The following is a 16,966-nucleotide window of genomic DNA, read 5'->3' on the forward strand; positions in this document are numbered from 1 at the left end:
ATGGCCACCACCTCCCAGGCGCCGCCGGAGGCGCGGACCGACACGGCGCGGACCGACACGGCGGGGACCTCGCGGCTCAGGCGGCTCCACGAAGCCGGCGCCGCCCCCTTCTTCGTCCTCGCGGCGCTGGTCATCGCCGTCGGCGCGTACGACTCCTCGTTCTTCCAGGCCGCGAGCCTGATCTCGTTGCTGGAACAGGCCGCGCCCCTGACCCTGCTGGCGATCGGCGAGGCCCTGGTGGTGCTCACCGGACGTATCGATCTGTCGAACGCCGGACTCGCGAGCCTCGCGGGTGTCGCCCTCGCCCACGGACTGGGGAGCTGGGGCCCTGCCGCGGTGGCCCTGGTCGTGGTCGGCGCGGCGCTGTGCGGGACGCTCATCGGCGTCATCCACATCACCACCCAGGTGCCCTCCTTCATCATCACCCTCGGCTTCCTGGGAATCTTCGCCGGTCTTTCGCTGACGACCTCACGGGCCGACTCGATCCTCGTCACGGACGGCTACGGCTCCATCGAGTGGATCTTCTACCGGATCTTCGGCCTGCCCATCTCCTACCTCCTGGTGCTGCTGGTCGCCCTCGCGCTGATGGCCTGGATGAAGGCGCTGCCGATCGGCCGCCGTATCCGCGCCATCGGGCTCAACGAGCGGGCCGCGGCCCACAGCGGCATCCGTACCCGCGGGATCGTCATCGCGGTCTTCACCGCCTCCGCGGCCCTGGCGGGGCTGGCCGCGGTCTTCCAGGTGGCCCGGCTGCAATCCGCCGGTGCCACCACCTCCGACACGCTGCTGCTCCCCGCCATCGCGGCGGTCATCGTGGGCGGCACGGCCATCTCCGGGGGCATCGGCGGGGTGGGGCGCACCCTGTGCGGCGCGCTGGTCATCGCGCTGCTCCGGGTCGGCCTGGACCTCGTCGGCATCAACGCGGCGTTCCAGCCCATCCTCTACGGCGGGATCGTGATCATGACGATCGCGGCGACCGCGAACCGACGGCGGGGAGCCCCGGTCGCATGACCGCTCATCGACTGATCGCTCATCGACGCGTGGCCGGACCCCCCGGGAGAGACAAGGAGCCATCGACAGTGAACATCGTCGTCTGTGTGACGTATGTGCCCGCCATCATCGACAACCGCCGGACAGCCGGCGCCTGACCACCCCTTCAGGAGGTCCTCATGCGGGTCAACGAACCCCGTCCGCTGGGGCGGACATCCGTCCGCACCACCGCCATGTCCTTCGGCGCGGCCCCCATCGGCAATTTCCTGCGCCCCTTCAGCGAGTCCATGGCCATGGACATGGTGTCCCAGGCATGGGATCTGGGAATTCGCCACTTCGACACCGCTCCGCTGTACGGCCATGGGCTCAGCGAGCACCGGCTCGGTCACGCGCTGCGCGGCTACCCGCGTGACCAGTACGTCATCTCCACCAAGGTCGGCCGGCGGCTCAAGCCCGCCGCGCCCGGCACCTTCGACTCCGGCCTGTGGGTCGACCCGGCGCCCTTCGCCGCCCACTACGACTATTCCTACGACGGGATCATGCGCTCGGTGGAGGAGAGCCTCCAGCGCATGCTCACCGATCACATCGACATCCTGCTGATGCACGACGTGGATCACTACACCCATGGCGACGCCCAGCCGGAGATGTTCCGCCAGGCCGTCGAGGAGGGATTTCCCGCCCTGGTCCGGCTGCGGGAGGAAGGAGTGGTGTCGGCCATCGGATTCGGCGTCAACGAGACGGACGTGTGCCTGGAAGCCGTCCGGCGGACCGATGCCGACTGCGTGCTGCTGGCCGGCCGGTACACCCTGCTGGAGCAGGATCCGCTGGACGAACTGCTACCCCTGTGCGAGAAGCGGGGCGTCAGCGTGATCCTGGGCGGGGTCTACAACAGCGGTGTGCTGGCCACCGGCGCCATCGAAGGGGCGAAGTTCAACTACGCCCCCGCGCCCCCGGAGATCCTGCGGCGGACGGCGCGGATCCACGCCATCTGCCGCGCACACGACGTGGCCCTGCCCGCCGCCGCACTGGGGTTCGCCGCGGCCCACCCGGCCGTGGCGAGCGTATGCGTCGGCTCCCGCACCCCCGAGCAGCAGAGCGGAAGCGCCGCGCTGTTCGGAGCCCGGATCCCCCCGCGACTGTGGGACGACCTGCGGGACGCGGATCTGCTGCGCCCCGACGCCCCGACGCCGTAGCACGGCGTCCCTCCCCCCAGCCGGTACGGAACCCGGACAGCCACCGAACGAACAGGCAGGAAACGCATGAGGGCCGCTCGATTCCACGGACGAGGCGACATACGCATCGAGGAGATCCCGGAACCGGCCGTACGGCCGGGCACAGTGAAGATCAAGGTCGACTGGTGCGGCATCTGCGGCACCGACCTGCATGAGTACGTGGACGGCCCCATCTTCTGCCCGGCCCCCGGGGAGCCCCATCCGATGACCGGGGAGACCTCACCGGTCGTCCTGGGCCACGAGTTCGCGGGCACCGTCGCCGAACTGGCCGCGGATGTGGACGACCTGAGCGTGGGCGAGCGCGTGACCGTCGAGCCCAGGCTGGTGTGCCGGTCCTGCCCTCCGTGCCTGGCCGGTCACCACAACAGCTGCGACCGGGCCGCCACCATCGGACTGGCGGGCGGCGGCGGGGGCCTGGCCGAGTACATCGTCGTCGACCGCGATCTCGTGTTCTCCCTCGGCGAGGTGACGACCGAGGCCGGTGCGCTGATCGAGCCGCTGGCCGTCGCCCACCACGCCGTCGGCAGGGCGGAGATCGCACCGGGCGCCAGTGCCGCCGTGTTCGGCGCCGGGCCGATCGGGCTGCTGGTCGTGACGGTGCTGAAGGCGACCGGAGCCGGGCACATCAGCGTGGTGGAACCGTCCGCCGGGCGTCGCCGCCGAGCGCTCGACGCGGGAGCCGACGCGGTCATCGACCCGCTCGCGGAAAAGGCGGACGAGCGCATCAGGGAGCTCACGGGCGGCGCCGGGGCCGATGTGGCCTTCGAGTGCGCGGGAGCCGACTCCGTGCTGGCCGGATGCGTCGCGGCGGTCAAGGCCCGCGGGACCGTCGTCAACGTCGCCATATGGAGCCATCCGGCGACGCTGGACATGATTCCGCTGGTGCTCAAGGAGGTGCGGCTGGTGGGCACCATCTGCTACGCGGGGGACCATCAGCCCGTCATCGACCTGCTCAACGCGGGCAAGCTTTCGGTGGACCGGTTCATCACCGGGCGCATCGACCTGGAGGACCTGGTCGAGGGCGGTTTCCAGGCGCTCCTCGACGGCAGCGGGGACCACATCAAGATCCTGGTGCGGCCCTAGGAACGCCGGACGCTCGGTGAGGGCGTAAATCCGCGAGGTCGGCCGTCATGGGATACCGCGGCACCGCCAAGTCGCGCACTATCGCATTCAATCGAGAACGCGTACTATCGCGTTCTGGTCAGTCGTGGCCGTTCAACTCCCCCCGCGCGCCCCCGATTTCTCCGAGGAGCACTCCCATGCCCACGCTGCTGGACCCGGTCCTGGATCTGCTGATGCTCCGCGGCACCGTCACCGAGGCCGAACCGATCGCCGCCCGTATGCGCCGGCTGCGCATCGAGGGTGACGCCCTCGCCGGGCTCGATGTCCGGCCGGGGCAGCAGGTGCGCGTCCTGGTCGGCTCCGGGCTGACCCGTCGTACGTACTCCGTGTGGCGCTACGACCCCTCCGGTGCCGTCGAGTTGTGCGTGCTGGACCACGCCGGAGCGGGGCCGGGGGCGCGCTGGGGCGGTGGCGTGGAGGTCGGCGCGCGGGTACGGCTGGGCAAACCCGAGGGGTCGTTCACGCTCCGGTCCGAGGCCGCCCATCATGTCTTCGTGGGGGAGGAGACGGCGTCCGTCGCCTTCGGCGCGATGCTGGCCGCACTGCCGCCCGGGGCGCGCGTCTCCGGCTGCGTGGAGACGGGGACGGCCACGGACCGGCTGCCGCTGACCCACTCGGAACGCCTCAACTGGCTTATCAGGGGCGGCACTTCACTCCCGGACGAGGTACGGCGCCTCGCCCCCGAACCGGGCGGGATCGCCTACGTCGCGGGGGAGGCCCGGACCGTGCAGCGGGTGCGGCAGGTGCTCGTCCGGGAGGCGGGCTGGGACCGGCGCGCGGTGCTCACCAAGCCGTTCTGGGCGCCGGGGAAGCGGGGGCTGGAGTAGGGCGGGCCGGCACGCCCTTTGGCGCCTAGCTTGCTAGGATGCTAGCATCGCACTCGTGGGTGACAGGGAAGTCAAGCAGTTCAACGTGTACCTGCCGATCGAGCTGATCAAGCAGGTCAAGTACCACGCCATCGAGTCGGGCATGTCGTTGTCGGCGCTGGTCGCCGACGCGCTGCGCGCCTATCTCGACGACGCCCATGGGGACGAACAGCGATCGACCGAGAAGGAGAGCTGACATGGCGACCGAAGGAATCGAGGCCGTGTTCCTGACGACCCACAACTGGGGCAAGTCGGCGAGGTTCTTCCAGGCGCTGGGGTACGAGCTGGAGTTCGAGACCGACCACAACTCCGGCCGGCTCCGCAACGGTGACGGGCCGTACGTCTTCATCTCCGAGGTCCCCGAGGATCGGGAGCCCCAGACGCGCATCGTACTGAAGGTGGCGGACGCGGACGGGTTCCGTCCCGACCCCGCCGTCGAGGTGGTCACGCCGTTCGAGGACACCCATTACGGGACCAGGGAGATGACCGTCCGCGACCCCGACGGACGCCTGTGGAACCTCCAGGCTCCCGGCAAGAACTGATCGCGACGGACTGACCGCGACGGACTGACCGCGACGGACTGATCGCGACGAAAGGGGAACACCGTGGTGGACGAGGAGACCGGGGCGCCGGACAGTACCGCGGTGCGGACCGCCCTCTGGCGGGCGATGCATGTCCAGGTCGACCCACCGCCGCATGTGCTCGAGGACGAGATCGGCCTGCGGCTGGCGGCCCCCGGCGCCGACTGGCGCCGCCGCCCCGACATGGACCCGGCCGCCACCAGGGGGTTCCGGGCGGCCATGGTGGCCCGCGCCCGTTTCATCGAGGACCTGATCGCCGAGCGGGTCGGCCACGGCGTCACCCAGTACGTCATCCTGGGGGCCGGCCTGGACACCTTCGCCCAGCGCAGGCCGGAGACCGCCTCCCGCCTACGGGTCTTCGAGGTCGACCAGCCCGGCCCGCAGGCATGGAAACGCCACCGCCTGGACGAACTCGGCTACGGCGTCCCCGACTGGCTGCATCTGGTGCCCGTCGACTTCGAGGCGAGCGAAGACTGGCTGAAGCGGCTGGCCGCGGCCGGTTTCGACGCCGGCAGGCCCGCGGTCATCGTCTCCACCGGCGTCACCATGTACCTCACCGAAGACGCCATCGCGGCCACCCTGCGCCAGATCGCCGGGCTCGCGCCCGGCTCGACGCTCGCCATGACCTTCCTGCTGCCGATCGACCTTCTCGACGACGCCGACCGGCCCGGCTTCCGCGCGAGTATGGAAGGCGCGCAAGCATCCGGAACGCCGTTCATCAGCTTCTACAAACCGCCCGAGATGCTGGCACTGGCCCGCGAAGCCGGTTTCGAGGACGTCCGGCATGTGTCGGGAGCTTCGCTCGCCGAGCGCTACTTCGCCGATCGCACCGACGGCCTCCGCCCATCGAGCGGAGAAGATCTGCTGCTGGCCACCACCTGAGCCCCTCTATGGGACGCGCAACGCCTGGCGCCAGTAGTCGGTGACGGTGTGGCGCAGCCGTGCGATGTCGACGGCGCGGGGGTCGAGAAGGCATTGCAGTCCGATCCCGCGCAGCTGTCCGAGGACCGCGATGGCGACGTCGTCGGGGTCGATGTCCGGGCGCACGTCGCCGTCGGCGATCCCGGCGGTGACGTCGACGCGCAGGTCGGAGCGGAATGCCTCGTCGCGCTCGCGGAAGATCGGGGCCAGTTCGGACGCGGTGGCCGCTTCGGCCCACAGCAGCAGGAAGGCCCGGTTCATCGTTCCGGCGCCCCCCGAGGCGCCGATGTAGCCGTCGACCAGCCGCAGAAGCCGGTCCAGTCCGGGTGGGAGGTCCGCGAGCCCGGGGACGAAGCCGGTTTGCGTGGTGCGGGCCAGTCGCTCGATCAGGGTCTGCTTGGACCCGAAGTGGTGGGTGACGATGCCGCGGCTGTACCCCGCTTGTTCGCCGACCCGCGCCAGCGTCAGTGACCGTACGCCGTGCTCGACGACCAGTTCGGCGGCGGCGTTGAGCAGCGCGGCTTCGGCCTGGGCGCGGCGCTCCTGCTGGGTACGGCGAGTGGTGACCATGCGGATATCTTAACAAGTAACTTGCGTGTTGACCGACAAGTATGTGATGATCGAAGCGTTTCTCCGGCGCGAGCGATGAGTCCGGGCGGCGGATCGGGTCTGCCCTGACATGACTCGAATCATCGCTGACATCTCGGTCTCCCTCGACGGCTTCGTCACCGGGCCCGACCCCGGCCCGGACAGCGGTCTGGGCACCGGCGGCGAGGCCCTGCACACCTGGGCGTTCTCCGACGACCCCGACGACCGCCGGGTCCTGCGCGAGGGGACCGTCCGCTCGGGCGCCGTCGTCCTCGGCCGCCGGCTCTTCGACGCGGTCGACGGGCCGGACGGCTGGGACGACACGATCGGCTACGGTGCCGCCGAGGTCGGCAAGCCCGCGTTCGTCGTCGTGACGAGCTCGCCGCCGGAGTCGGTGCGGCTCACCGACCTCGACTGGACGTTCGTCACCACCGGTCTTTCCGACGCCGTCGCCGCCGCGCGGGAGCGTGCCGAGGCGGCGTCGTCGGACAGCGGCAAGGACCTCGACGTCGTCCTCATGGGCGGCGGCGCCACGGTCGGCTCGGCGATCGAGGCCGGGCTGGTCGACGTGCTGTCGCTGCACCTCGCGCCCGTCGTGCTGGGCGCCGGGACGCCACTGTTCACCGGCGGAACGCCGCGCACACTGGTCCAGCGGAGCGTGACCTCGACAACGACCGCGACGCATCTGACCTACGACGTCCGCTGACCTGCGACGTCCGCTGACCTATGACGTCCTCTGACGGCGTCCGGCGTCGTCGCGGAACCGCGTCTCAGGTTGTTTCGCGTTTGGTGTGGAGGACTTCGCGGGCCTGTTCGGCGGCGCGGGTGATGCTTTCGCTGATGAAGTCGAGGAAACGGGCGATGTTCTCCAGGCGGGCGGCGGCGGGGGTGCGAGGGCCGAGGACGGCGACGCCCTGGCGTGCGGTTTCGACGAGCTGGTCGTTGGCTCGGGCGCTGGCGATCGTCGCCTGGTAGAAGAGCTCGTCGTCGACGACGTAGCGGTCGCGGCGGCGCTCGTCGCGTTCTCGGCGGACGAGGCTCTGGCTCTCCAGGAAGGCGATCGCCTTGGAGATGGACGCCGGGCTGACCTGGAGGCGCTGGGCGAGCTGGGACGCGGTGAGGCTGCCCGCGTCGGTGGTGAACAGGCAGGTCAGCACCCGGGCCGTCATCTTGGGCAGGCCCGAGGCCATGAGGACGGTGGTGAGCGTCTCCTCGTACTCGGCCACGGCCTCGGCGTCGCGCCCGTGTGGCTGGGGGACTGACGCCGATCCGCGCGAGGAGGCGGGCCTGCGCCGGTGGGCGCGGCGTTCGGTGGCGCGGTGGGCCAGGTCGGCGCGGTAGGCGGTGGGGCCGCCGTTGCGCATCACCTCACGCGTGATCGTCGAGGTCGGACGGTCGAGGCGCCGGGCGATCTCGGCGTAGGGGAGGCTGTCGGCCAGCCCCAGCGCGATCTGCTGGCGTTCCTGCTGGGTGAGCCTGCCTCCCGGCATCGCGATCTCCTTGGTGGTCCTTGGTGGTGGTCCCTGCCCCCACGATAGCGTTCACCTCTATCTCATTGCAATGATCGCGATGTTGGCTGTTGCATTACCTTCAAATCCATTGCAACACTTTCTCCGCCTTTACCTGCGACAATGGCAATTCTGTGCAACGAATTCGTTGCCGTGTCATGGAAAGCAACGTAGCGTTTCTGGCATCGGAAACAACAACCGAGCACAGGAGAGCATGATGCCGAAGTTCGACACCCCCGCCCCGATCCGCGCCGTCCTGGCCATCCCCGCCGGACGCGTCCAGTTCATCGCCGCCGACCGCGCCGACACCACCGTCGAGGTTCTGCCCGCCAACCCCGCCAAGGGCCGCGATGTCCAGGCCGCCGAGCAGACCACCGTCGCCTACGCCGACGGCGTCCTGCGGATCCACGCCCCCGAGTCCAGGAACCAGCTCATCGGCTCCTCCGGATCCCTGGAGGTCACCGTCCAACTGCCCGCCGGCTCCCGCGTCGAGGTCAAGGCCGCCGCCTCCGAGCTCCGTGGCGTCGGCCGCCTCGGTGACGTCGCCTTCGACGGCGCGTACCGCCAGATCAAGATCGACGAGGCGGCGAGCGTCCGTCTCACCGCACTGGAGGGCGACGTCGAGGTCGGCCGGCTGGGCGGCCCCGCGGAGATCAGCACCGCGCGGGGCGACATCCGGATCACCGAGGCGGCGCGCGGCAGGGTCGTGCTCCGTACCCAGTCCGGGGACATCTCGGTCGGCGCCGCGGTCGGCGTCTCGGCCGCCCTGGACGCCGACACCGGCTACGGCCGGATCAGCAACGCCCTCAAGAACGACGGCACCGCCGAACTCGACATCCGCGCCACCACCTCCCATGGCGACATCACCGCACGCAGCCTCTGAGGGAGTGGAACCAGGACGACCCGGCCGGGCTCGCAAAGGACTGCCCGGCCGGTGCCCGAAGACATTGACATGTTCGCGAGCTGTCCTTATGGTCCAGGCCATCCTGTCCGTATGTGGGAACTGTGTTCTCATCCATGAACAGAAGAGGTCATCGGATGGCACGAACCAGAACCGCGTTACTCAGTGTTCTCGCCCTGCTGGCCGGTCTGCTGAGCCTTCAGCTCGGCGGACCGGCCCCACGGGCCACGGCCGCGCCGGCCGCCTTCACCCATCCCGGGGTGCTGGTGAGCCGGGCCCAACTCGACTACACCCGCTCGAAGGTGCAGGCCGGCCAGCAGCCCTGGAAGGCCGCCTACGACGACATGCTGGGCAGCTCCTACGCCTCGCTGTCGCGCACCCCCCAACCGCGCGCCGTCGTGGAGTGCGGCTCGTCGTCCAACCCCAACCACGGGTGCACCGAGGAGCGCCAGGACGCCATCGCGGCGTACACCGACGCGCTCGCCTGGTACTTCACCCGCGACAGCAGATATGCCAAGAAGTCGATCGAGATCATGGACGCCTGGTCCTCCACGATCACTGATCACACCAACAGCAACGCCCCGCTCCAGTCCGGCTGGTCCGGTGCCACCTGGCCGCGCGCCGCCGAGATCATCAAGTACACCTACGACGGCGGCTGGCCGGGCGCCGGACGCTTCGCCACCATGCTGCGGAACGTGTACCTCCCCGAGGTGAGCAACGGCTCGGCCACCACCAAGAACGGCAACTGGGAACTGGTGATGACCGAGGCGGCCATCGGCATCGCGGTCTTCCTCGATGACCGCTCCGCCTACGACAAGGCGGTCAGCACCTACCTCGCCCGCGTCCCGGCGTACGTGTACCTGACCAGTGACGGCGATCTGCCCAAGCCGCCCGCGAACAGCAGCATCGACACCGAGGCCGAGATCATCAAGTACTGGCAGGGCCAGAGCACCTTCGCCGACGGCCTCTCCCAGGAGACCTGCCGCGACTTCGGGCACACCGGCTGGGGCCTCGCCTCCATCGCCGACATCGCGGAGACCAGCCGCATCCAGGGCCAGGACCTCTACCCGAAGATCCAGGACCGGCTGCGCCAGGCGCTGGGCTTCCACACCGCCTACGAGAACGGCACCGCCGTGCCCTCCTGGCTGTGCGGCGGCTCGGTCAAGAAGGGCCTCGACGAGGTCACCGAGGTCGGCTACAACGCCCTCCACAACCGACTCGGCATCACCATGTCCAACACCCAGAAGTACACCGAGGCCCACCGCCCGTCCGGCACGGACAACTACTTCAACGCCTGGACGACCCTCACCCACGCGGACAACCCGTCCTGACGGGCGATGCCCCGGCCCCCCCGCTGTCACCGGGGGGCCGGGGCGCGGCAGGTCACGCGTTCTCGGACCCGATCAGTGAGCGGGCCACCGCGAGCGCGGCCTTATGGCGTTCCGCCTGCCGGCCGCCCAGTTCGCGTCCGCGTGCCACGGCCATGATCACGGCGGACAGGGCCAGCCGTCCGCGCATCGTGCCCTCGGGTCCTTCGCCGGCGGCCAGTGCGCGGGTCAGGTCGTCGAGCCGTCGCTGGAGTGTGCGCGCGGCGGACAGGCCGCGCAGGGCGTGCTCGTTGAGCTGGGCGCACACCAGTGAGGCGCCGTGTTCGCCGCGGACCAGGGCGTCGAACCGCTCGATGGCTCGCATGCGGGTCGCGGCGGAAGGCGGGTGGGCGCGTGCGGACTCGATGATGGCGTCGAGCGCCGGGAGCAGTTCTTCGTAGGAACTGGTGAGCAGTTCCTCCTTGTTCGCGAAGTGGTGCAGTACGGCTTGCCTGGTGACGCCCGCCTGCCTGGCGACCTGAGTCAACGAGGTCAGCTCATAGCCCTGCTCGGTGAACAGTTCCAGCGCGATGGCCCGTACGCGTCGACGCGTGTCGGTGCGCCTTCGATCGGCTTGCTCTCCCATGAAAACTGCCTTACTGGTAAGTCAGGTATTCTGGCCGCATGAACGGCATAGAGAGCAACGTACCCGCTGGTGGGAGCCACGCGCCCCGGGCGATTCCCGACGAAGGGCTCGCGGGGCGGCGCGCGCTGGTCACCGGCGGGAGCCGCGGGCTCGGCGCGGCGATCGTGCGGCGACTCGCCGCGGCGGGCGCGACCGTGTTCGCGGCGGCCAGAACGGCGCCGCCCGAGGGTTCGCTGCCGGCCCGGTTCCTCACCGCGGACCTGGCGGACCCCGACGGAGCACGACAGCTGGCGGAGCGGGTGCGCGACGCCGCCGGCGGAGTGGACATCCTCATCGACAACGCCGGCGCCGGCAGCGCACCGGAGGACACGCTGACCCGGCCGCAGGAAACCTGGCGGTCGGACCTCGAGGTCAATTTGCTGTCCGCGGTCCGGCTGGACCAGGAACTGGTCCCGGGCATGGTGGAGCGCGGCTCGGGGGTCGTGGTGCATGTCTCGTCCATCGCGAGCCACCTGCCGCAGCCGGGCCAGGCCGCCTACGCGGCGGCCAAGGCCGCCATGAACAGCTACAGCCGCTCGCTGGCGGCCGAGGTCGGCCCGGCCGGGGTACGGGTGGTGTGCGTCCTGCCCGGCTTCATCGCCACCCCGGGGGCGATCGCGCACCATCAGAAGATCGCCGACCGGCAAGGGGTTTCACTGGAGGAGGCGCAGCGCGATCTCGCGGCGCGGCTGAACGTGCCGATGAACCGCCCCGGAACCCCTGAGGACGCCGCCGAGTTGGTCGCGTTCCTGGTGTCGGAGCGGGCGCGCTGGCTCACCGGATCCCAGTTCCGCGTCGACGGAGGCATCCTCGCCCAGGTGTGATGCCCGGCCTCGGCACGCGGGCTGACGTGTGCGGCCGTCCCCGACCGGAGCGTGCCCGGCGTTCGGGTGTTCGTCTGGACGAGGCTCCAGCGGAGAGTGCGACAACGGGCCTGGCGACCTGCCCCGGTCGCCCGACCGCCTTCAGGGCTGAACCGCCGAGGCGTGTTCATGAACACCGGTATGGGTCCGACCCCGCCACTGACGGTGGGGTCGGAGCCATACCGGTCCACCGCGGCGTCCGCATACGCCTGCTGGCGTAATCGCTGCCGTGTCGCCAACGGCCCGGCGGCAGGCCATCAGCCCTCCGGAGAGAACTCCGGGAGCACGCCCTTGGTGAGCAGGAAGCATCCGTACGACCTGTCCTCACCCGTGATGACCACCGCGAACGCGGAGCGGGCGCGCCCGTAGAACGCGTGGCGCTCGACCGTCTCCACCGCGACGGGGCGGCCCGATGCCTCCTCCGCGGCGGCGATGAAGTCCGTCTGCACCGGCGGTTCGGCGGTGGCGTCGCCGACGACCTCCATCCTCGCGATGGGCTCGGGGATGAACGTGTCGAGCGGCAGCAGTCCGAGCACTGCCCGGCCCGCCGAGACGACGTCGGTGCCGTCCAGCCGGATCACCCGGTCGTTCACGGAGTGCGCGGGGAAGTTCCTGTCGACGATGGCGATGGTGTCGCCGTGTCCCATCTGTGCGAGCGTGTACAGCAGGTCCGGGGTCAGGAGCGGGTCGAGTCCCTTGAGCACGATGGATCGCCTTTCCGTGATCGAGGATGAGCGGGGGCCGGAGCCGGAACCGTCCGGGGACGCACCGGGGTTCGGAGTCCCCAGCGCATGGCGCAGCAGTGGCGGCGCGAGCAGCCCGCACGGCTCGGGCTCGGCGCGGAGCCCGGTCCCGGCGTAGTAGCGGTTGGCCGCCGACGGCGCGACCCGGATGCGGAGTTCGTTCCCCCCGGGCCGCAGGGCGTCGGCGGGGATCGTGACGCGGTACGGCGCCCAGGCGCGCTCCGCCACCCGCGTGCCGTTCACGGACAGGGCCACGGCTCCGGCGACGGCCGGGAGAGTCAGTTCCAGCGGGACCGGCGTGTCGAGCTCGATCCGCCGCACATAGTCGGCGGTGCCCGCGAACGCCGGAAGGCCCTGGCGCTCCCAGCCGCGGGTCACCGCGATATCGCGGCGGGTGCCCGCCTCCTCGTACGCGTCCTCGGCGACCTCGAGCAGCCAGCCGGACTCGAGCGCCTCCGGCGCCGACCACCGAGGTGTGCCGCGACCGGCCGAGGCCTCGGAACCCTCCGCGGCCTTGGAACCCTCCGCGGCCTCGGAACCCTCCGCGGCGTCCGCCGTCCGACCGGAAGCGGGCTCCGCGTCCCTGCGCACACGCAACAGGCGCAGCGCGTTCTGCTCCAGCCGCAGCGCGACCGGGTTCCCGGCTGCTTCGAGGGTGCGCACGGTGCCGTCGGCGGCCTCCCATTCCTCGATGTGCCAGGGCCCGTCGGGCAGCAGGAGTTCCACCGTCCCCTCGGTCTCGGTGAAGCACGCGAAGCGGAAGCCGTCGGCCGTGTCCGGGCCGCCGCGCCAGCGCACCGGCGAGCCCGCGGGCACGCGCAGGGTCGGCTCGGTCCGGCCACGCTGTGCGGCGAGCCCGCGCAGGACCGCCTCCTCGGGGACCGCGTGGAACGTCTCCACGGCGGGGGCGAGGTCCGCCCAGTCCTCGGCGGCGGTCTGCGGGCCCTCCTGGTAGACGGCGGGCGTCGCGCCGCCGGCGAGCACCCGTACGCCCGATTCGGTCAGGCGGCGAAGTTGGCGCAGCGACGCGGCCGAGCGCAGCGTCGTCACGGCGGGGAGCACGAGCGCCCGGTACCGGCGGTCCCCGATCCACACCGCGCCTTCCGCCACGGCGGCGGCCTCGAGATCGCGTTCGTCCACGAGGTGGAAGCCCACCCGGGATTCGGTGAGCGCGCGGGCCCACTCGCCCATCGCCGACGCCTGCTCGCCGAGCTGGCCCGCGGTCCACACCGTACGCAACGGGTACAGGACCGCCACGTCGTTCTGTGGTGACACCGGTTCGAGGAATTCGCTCAGCCGCGCGCTCTCGAGCGCGAACCGCGGGTGGTGATCGGCGAACCACGGCTCGAAGTTGATGCCCGGGGGGAAGTCGAAGCGCGGATTCCGCAGCGATTCGTGATCGTGTCCATGGCCGTGGGTCTGGTAGAAGCCGTGGAAGATCATCTGTCGCATGCCCTGCAGATGGTGGTTGATCGCCGTTGTGCGCAACTCCTGCAAGGTGAGCCCCCAGTGGCCGGACCACGGGGTCCCGCCTTCGGGCGGGGTGACGAAGTACTGCTCCACCATCGTCCCGCGGCGGCCGTGGTGGCGGGCGACCGAGTCGCCGAACACGGGGCTGAGCTGCACCAGGGCGTCCTGCGCGTCCACCGCGGTGAGGTCGCGGTAGCCGTCCACGCCGAAGTGGTCGAGTCCGAAGTTCACGCGCAGGTCCCAGTTCGCGAACGCGGTGTCGAGCGCCCAGCCGCCGACGTGCCCGAGGACTTCATGGCCGGACTGACGCAGCCCGTGGGCGTGGCTCCAGGTGCGCAGCCTGCCGAGGAACGTCTCCATCGCGTAGCCGCTGAAGTGCTCGTAGAACTGGGCGCGGAGGCTCAGCCGCTCCGGGTCGTCCCCGTCGAGCACGGCGGCGAGCACCTGGGGGGTCCGCCCGCCCCAGCGCTCCCGGATCGAGACGGCCAGGCTCTCGTGGAACGGCATCGCCGAACGCAGGTCCCCCGTGCGCTCCGCCCAGTCGTAGTACACGGCGTGCGGCTGGTCGAAGAACATGTAGGCGACGGTGGAGCCGAAGAAGTCGCCCAGGGCGTCGGCGAAAGGCTGGTAGCCGGCCTCGATGAAGCGATCGACCGCGACCGGGTCGACGGGGTTCACGAGCCGGGAGGTCGCGCAGCGGGCGGAGACGAACACGATCGCCTCCGCGCCGTCGGGCACGGGCTCGACGAGGCGGACCCGGCACCTGTCGGCGGCGCCGTCCACGCGGTCGACGAGCTCGGGCCGCTCGGCGGCCGTGCCCTGCTCCCCGCTCACGGCTGCCACGGCTTCCACCGCTTCCACCGCTTCCACCGCTTCCATGGCTTCCACGGCTCCCACGACGAGCGCGTACTCGACCCGCCAGTCCGCCCAGGCGACGACGCCGCCCTCGTAGTGCCAGTCCATCGCGGCCGGGCCGAGGTTCTCCGTCGCCGAGCGGATCCCGCTGAGCGAGCCCTCGCTCGCGCCCGCGGGGATCCGCACCCAGAACAGATGCCGTTCGCGCAGCTCGTCGTGTCCGGTCACGGCCCGGCCCGCCGCATGACCGGTCTGCCAGTTGTAGTCGTCGTAGATGCCGACGATCATGCCGAGCTCGGCGGCCGTTTCGACGGCCGTACGGCATGCGGCGAGGTAGTCGTCGTCCAGGTAACCCCCGATCGGGTACGACAGCCGCGCCTGTACCTGGAAGCTCCGGATCCCGGCGTCGTGCATCTGCCGCACCTGGGCGCGGATCGTGTCCTCGTCGGGTAGCCGGTGCCAGAACCAGTAGGCGGCGGGCGCATGCCAGGGGTCCGGGTTCCGGAATCGGTGCAGCGCGGTCTCATGCGCGGTCTCATACGCGGATGAGGCGGGCAAAGTAGGCAAGGCGGACACGGGTGTCAGCTCCTCGGGCGGCGGCGAGGTCCGCATGGGCCCCGCCGCCACCAGGTCGGTCAGCGTTCGGTGCGGTCGGCCACGTGCCTGACGGCCGGGGCGGGACTCGGGAGCTCGGATGTGCCCTCCTCGGACGGGGCGGCTTCCGCGGCCACGAGCGAGTAGTCGGGCTTCGGGTCCAGCCGGAGTCCGAACGTGAGGATCGCGTAGAGCGTGGCGCCGAGCGCCAGGGCGATGACGATGCCGAGCCCGCTCGACCCGAACACACCGGTGCGGCCCTTCTCGGTGAGGAGGAATCCCGTGATCTTCGCGAAGTTCGGGTCGGAGCTGGTCACGAGGCCGAGACCGACGACGGTTCCGGTGATCAGACTCAGAATCGCCGTCCAGCGCCCGTCGCGGCCGCCGTGGCCGCGCGGGTTCGCCATGTCGGTGTTCCAGCCCATGCGGCGCTGCCGGACGAAGTCGATGAGCTGGATGCCGCCCATGGTGCCCATCATCACGGCGATGAGCGACAGGAACGACTGGAACGTCGCGAGGAACGAGGTGGAGATGAACAGCAGGTAGAAGGCGCCCGCCGCGATGATGATCGCGTTGATCGCGGTCGTCACGGAGCGGCGCAGCGGTACGCCGACGGCCATGAGCGCGAGGCCGGAGCTGTACATGCCGGTGATGGCGGCCGAAACGAGCGAGATGACGATCACGATGGAGAAGGGGATGAAGAACCACATCGGCAGGAGCGCGGTGAGCGCCCCGATCGGGTCGGACGCCGTGGCGGAGCCGAGCTTGGAATCCCCGCCGACGAGAAGCGCGCCGACGGCGAGGAGGATGACGACCGGCAGGCTGAGCCCGGTGACCGTCCAGCTGATCACGGAGCGCGCCGGGGTGTCGCGCGGGAGGTAACGGGCGAAGTCGCCGCCGTAGTTGAGGAATCCGAGGCCGACGAGGGTCATCGCCATGATGATGCCGCCGACGAACACCAGCGGTCCGCCCGCGGGGGTGTCACCGAGGTGCGCCCACTCGATCTCGGGCACCATGAATCCGAGGAACGCGACCGTCATGATGCCGGTCACCCATGAGATCCAGACCTCGACCTTCATGATGAGCTCGTGGCCGAGGACGGAGACCGCCATCGTCACGGCGAGCACGAGCACGAACCACAGCACGATCGTGGTCGTGGTGCTCGACCCGTCCGCGTCGGCGAACACCGACGGCCACAGCTTCGCGAACAGGTTCGCGCCGGTGGTCGAGGCAAGGGTGATGATCGTCACTTTCCAGCCCATATTGGACAGATAGGCGAAGAACGCGGGGATCCTGTTGCCCTTGATGCCGAACGCGAAACGCGTCTGGGCGAGGGTCGGCAGTCCGGTGCGGGGCCCGCCGACCGCGAGGATGCCGACGAGGGTGGCCGAGATGAGGTAGCCGACGGTCCCGGCGACGATCGTCTGCCAGACGTTCAGACCGAGGCCGAAGACGAAGATGCCGTAACTGATGCCGAGGATCGAGATGTTCCAGGCGAACCACACGGCGAACAGCCCCTGCGGCTTCCCGCGCCGTTCGGCATCGGGAACGGGATTGACGCCGTTCGATTCGACGGTCGTGCCTCTACGACCTTGCTGAGCCTCATTGCTCATGGAAGGGCGCCTTTCGACGTATGGCGAGGTGGGGAGGAGCGGATGGTCGAGCTTCGGACTTCGAGCTCGGGGGAGTCGTGGGCTCGCGTTCGAGGGGTGCGCGGACCGCGTCCGGGGGCGACGCGGC

Annotated in this window: 16 protein-coding genes; 11 read left to right on the plus strand and 5 right to left on the minus strand. The window is 70.4% G+C overall.

Annotated elements, in window-relative coordinates; all coding sequences use genetic code 11:
• From JK364_RS11130 to JK364_RS11160, 7 genes are all read left to right on the plus strand, one after another.
• Positions 1–1,011 (plus strand): ABC transporter permease, encoded by a 1,011-nt coding sequence (locus JK364_RS11130; protein ID WP_201850198.1) that lies wholly within the window; start codon positions 1–3, stop codon positions 1,009–1,011.
• A 158-nt stretch (positions 1,012–1,169) separates the two neighbouring features.
• Complete coding sequence (locus JK364_RS11135; protein WP_201850200.1) at positions 1,170–2,183, plus strand: aldo/keto reductase; 1,014 nt, start codon at positions 1,170–1,172, stop codon at positions 2,181–2,183.
• Positions 2,184–2,249: 66 nt separating this feature from the next.
• Positions 2,250–3,305, plus strand: a complete 1,056-nt coding sequence (locus tag JK364_RS11140; protein ID WP_201850202.1) for a 2,3-butanediol dehydrogenase — start codon at positions 2,250–2,252, stop codon at positions 3,303–3,305.
• A 176-nt stretch (positions 3,306–3,481) separates the two neighbouring features.
• Positions 3,482–4,171, plus strand: coding sequence for a siderophore-interacting protein (locus JK364_RS11145; RefSeq protein WP_201850204.1), 690 nt, complete (start codon positions 3,482–3,484; stop codon positions 4,169–4,171).
• A gap of 55 nt (positions 4,172–4,226) precedes the next feature.
• Positions 4,227–4,406, plus strand: a complete 180-nt coding sequence (locus JK364_RS11150) for a ribbon-helix-helix protein, CopG family (protein WP_201850206.1) — start codon at positions 4,227–4,229, stop codon at positions 4,404–4,406.
• A 1-nt stretch (position 4,407) separates the two neighbouring features.
• Positions 4,408–4,752, plus strand: a complete 345-nt coding sequence (locus tag JK364_RS11155; RefSeq protein WP_201850208.1) for a VOC family protein — start codon at positions 4,408–4,410, stop codon at positions 4,750–4,752.
• Between the two features lie 63 nt (positions 4,753–4,815).
• The gene (locus JK364_RS11160; RefSeq protein WP_201850210.1) at positions 4,816–5,673 is read left to right on the plus strand and encodes a class I SAM-dependent methyltransferase; all 858 of its coding nucleotides are present in this window, start codon (positions 4,816–4,818) and stop codon (positions 5,671–5,673) included.
• Between the two features lie 6 nt (positions 5,674–5,679).
• On the opposite strand, the gene JK364_RS11165 is transcribed toward JK364_RS11160, so the two are convergent.
• Entirely contained in the window at positions 5,680–6,282 is a 603-nt protein-coding gene (locus JK364_RS11165; RefSeq protein WP_201850212.1) for a TetR/AcrR family transcriptional regulator, read from the minus strand.
• 109 nt (positions 6,283–6,391) lie between these two features.
• On the opposite strand from JK364_RS11165, the gene JK364_RS11170 reads away from it, so the two are divergent.
• Complete coding sequence (locus JK364_RS11170; RefSeq protein ID WP_201850213.1) at positions 6,392–7,006, plus strand: dihydrofolate reductase family protein; 615 nt, start codon at positions 6,392–6,394, stop codon at positions 7,004–7,006.
• 64 nt (positions 7,007–7,070) lie between these two features.
• Here JK364_RS11170 and JK364_RS58025 read toward each other — a convergent pair whose 3' ends face one another.
• Positions 7,071–7,790 (minus strand): helix-turn-helix domain-containing protein, encoded by a 720-nt coding sequence (locus JK364_RS58025; RefSeq protein WP_201850215.1) that lies wholly within the window; start codon positions 7,788–7,790, stop codon positions 7,071–7,073.
• A gap of 235 nt (positions 7,791–8,025) precedes the next feature.
• On the opposite strand from JK364_RS58025, the gene JK364_RS11180 reads away from it, so the two are divergent.
• Positions 8,026–8,691, plus strand: coding sequence for a DUF4097 family beta strand repeat-containing protein (locus tag JK364_RS11180; protein WP_201850217.1), 666 nt, complete (start codon positions 8,026–8,028; stop codon positions 8,689–8,691).
• Between the two features lie 155 nt (positions 8,692–8,846).
• Positions 8,847–10,040, plus strand: a complete 1,194-nt coding sequence (locus JK364_RS11185) for an alginate lyase family protein (protein WP_201850220.1) — start codon at positions 8,847–8,849, stop codon at positions 10,038–10,040.
• Positions 10,041–10,092: 52 nt separating this feature from the next.
• Here JK364_RS11185 and JK364_RS57525 read toward each other — a convergent pair whose 3' ends face one another.
• A complete protein-coding gene (locus tag JK364_RS57525) occupies positions 10,093–10,662 on the minus strand; it encodes a TetR/AcrR family transcriptional regulator (RefSeq protein WP_201850222.1) in 570 nt (189 codons plus the stop codon).
• 38 nt (positions 10,663–10,700) lie between these two features.
• Here JK364_RS57525 and JK364_RS11195 point away from each other — a divergent pair, with 38 nt between their 5' ends.
• The gene (locus tag JK364_RS11195) at positions 10,701–11,525 is read left to right on the plus strand and encodes an oxidoreductase (RefSeq protein ID WP_201850224.1); all 825 of its coding nucleotides are present in this window, start codon (positions 10,701–10,703) and stop codon (positions 11,523–11,525) included.
• Between the two features lie 296 nt (positions 11,526–11,821).
• On the opposite strand, the gene JK364_RS11205 is transcribed toward JK364_RS11195, so the two are convergent.
• A complete protein-coding gene (locus JK364_RS11205; RefSeq protein ID WP_307841227.1) occupies positions 11,822–15,208 on the minus strand; it encodes an RbsD/FucU domain-containing protein in 3,387 nt (1,128 codons plus the stop codon).
• A 59-nt stretch (positions 15,209–15,267) separates the two neighbouring features.
• The gene (locus JK364_RS11210) at positions 15,268–16,839 is read right to left on the minus strand and encodes a purine-cytosine permease family protein (protein ID WP_201850226.1); all 1,572 of its coding nucleotides are present in this window, start codon (positions 16,837–16,839) and stop codon (positions 15,268–15,270) included.
• Positions 16,840–16,966: the final 127 nt, after the last annotated feature.

This window comes from Streptomyces endocoffeicus (assembly GCF_016741935.1).
Lineage (GTDB): Bacteria > Actinomycetota > Actinomycetes > Streptomycetales > Streptomycetaceae > Streptomyces > Streptomyces endocoffeicus.

Bases quoted from the DNA above. Each gene is read 5' to 3' on its own strand.
- JK364_RS11165 (WP_201850212.1), bottom strand. From the start codon at position 6,282: ATGGTCACCACTCGCCGTACCCAGCAGGAGCGCCGCGCCCAGGCCGAA.
- JK364_RS11155 (WP_201850208.1), top strand. From the start codon at position 4,408: ATGGCGACCGAAGGAATCGAGGCCGTGTTCCTGACGACCCACAACTGG.
- JK364_RS11170 (WP_201850213.1), top strand. From the start codon at position 6,392: ATGACTCGAATCATCGCTGACATCTCGGTCTCCCTCGACGGCTTCGTC.
- JK364_RS11130 (WP_201850198.1), top strand. From the start codon at position 1: ATGGCCACCACCTCCCAGGCGCCGCCGGAGGCGCGGACCGACACGGCG.
- JK364_RS11135 (WP_201850200.1), top strand. From the start codon at position 1,170: ATGCGGGTCAACGAACCCCGTCCGCTGGGGCGGACATCCGTCCGCACC.
- JK364_RS57525 (WP_201850222.1), bottom strand. From the start codon at position 10,662: ATGGGAGAGCAAGCCGATCGAAGGCGCACCGACACGCGTCGACGCGTA.
- JK364_RS58025 (WP_201850215.1), bottom strand. From the start codon at position 7,790: ATGCCGGGAGGCAGGCTCACCCAGCAGGAACGCCAGCAGATCGCGCTG.
- JK364_RS11185 (WP_201850220.1), top strand. From the start codon at position 8,847: ATGGCACGAACCAGAACCGCGTTACTCAGTGTTCTCGCCCTGCTGGCC.
- JK364_RS11210 (WP_201850226.1), bottom strand. From the start codon at position 16,839: ATGAGCAATGAGGCTCAGCAAGGTCGTAGAGGCACGACCGTCGAATCG.
- JK364_RS11180 (WP_201850217.1), top strand. From the start codon at position 8,026: ATGCCGAAGTTCGACACCCCCGCCCCGATCCGCGCCGTCCTGGCCATC.
- JK364_RS11140 (WP_201850202.1), top strand. From the start codon at position 2,250: ATGAGGGCCGCTCGATTCCACGGACGAGGCGACATACGCATCGAGGAG.
- JK364_RS11195 (WP_201850224.1), top strand. From the start codon at position 10,701: ATGAACGGCATAGAGAGCAACGTACCCGCTGGTGGGAGCCACGCGCCC.
- JK364_RS11145 (WP_201850204.1), top strand. From the start codon at position 3,482: ATGCCCACGCTGCTGGACCCGGTCCTGGATCTGCTGATGCTCCGCGGC.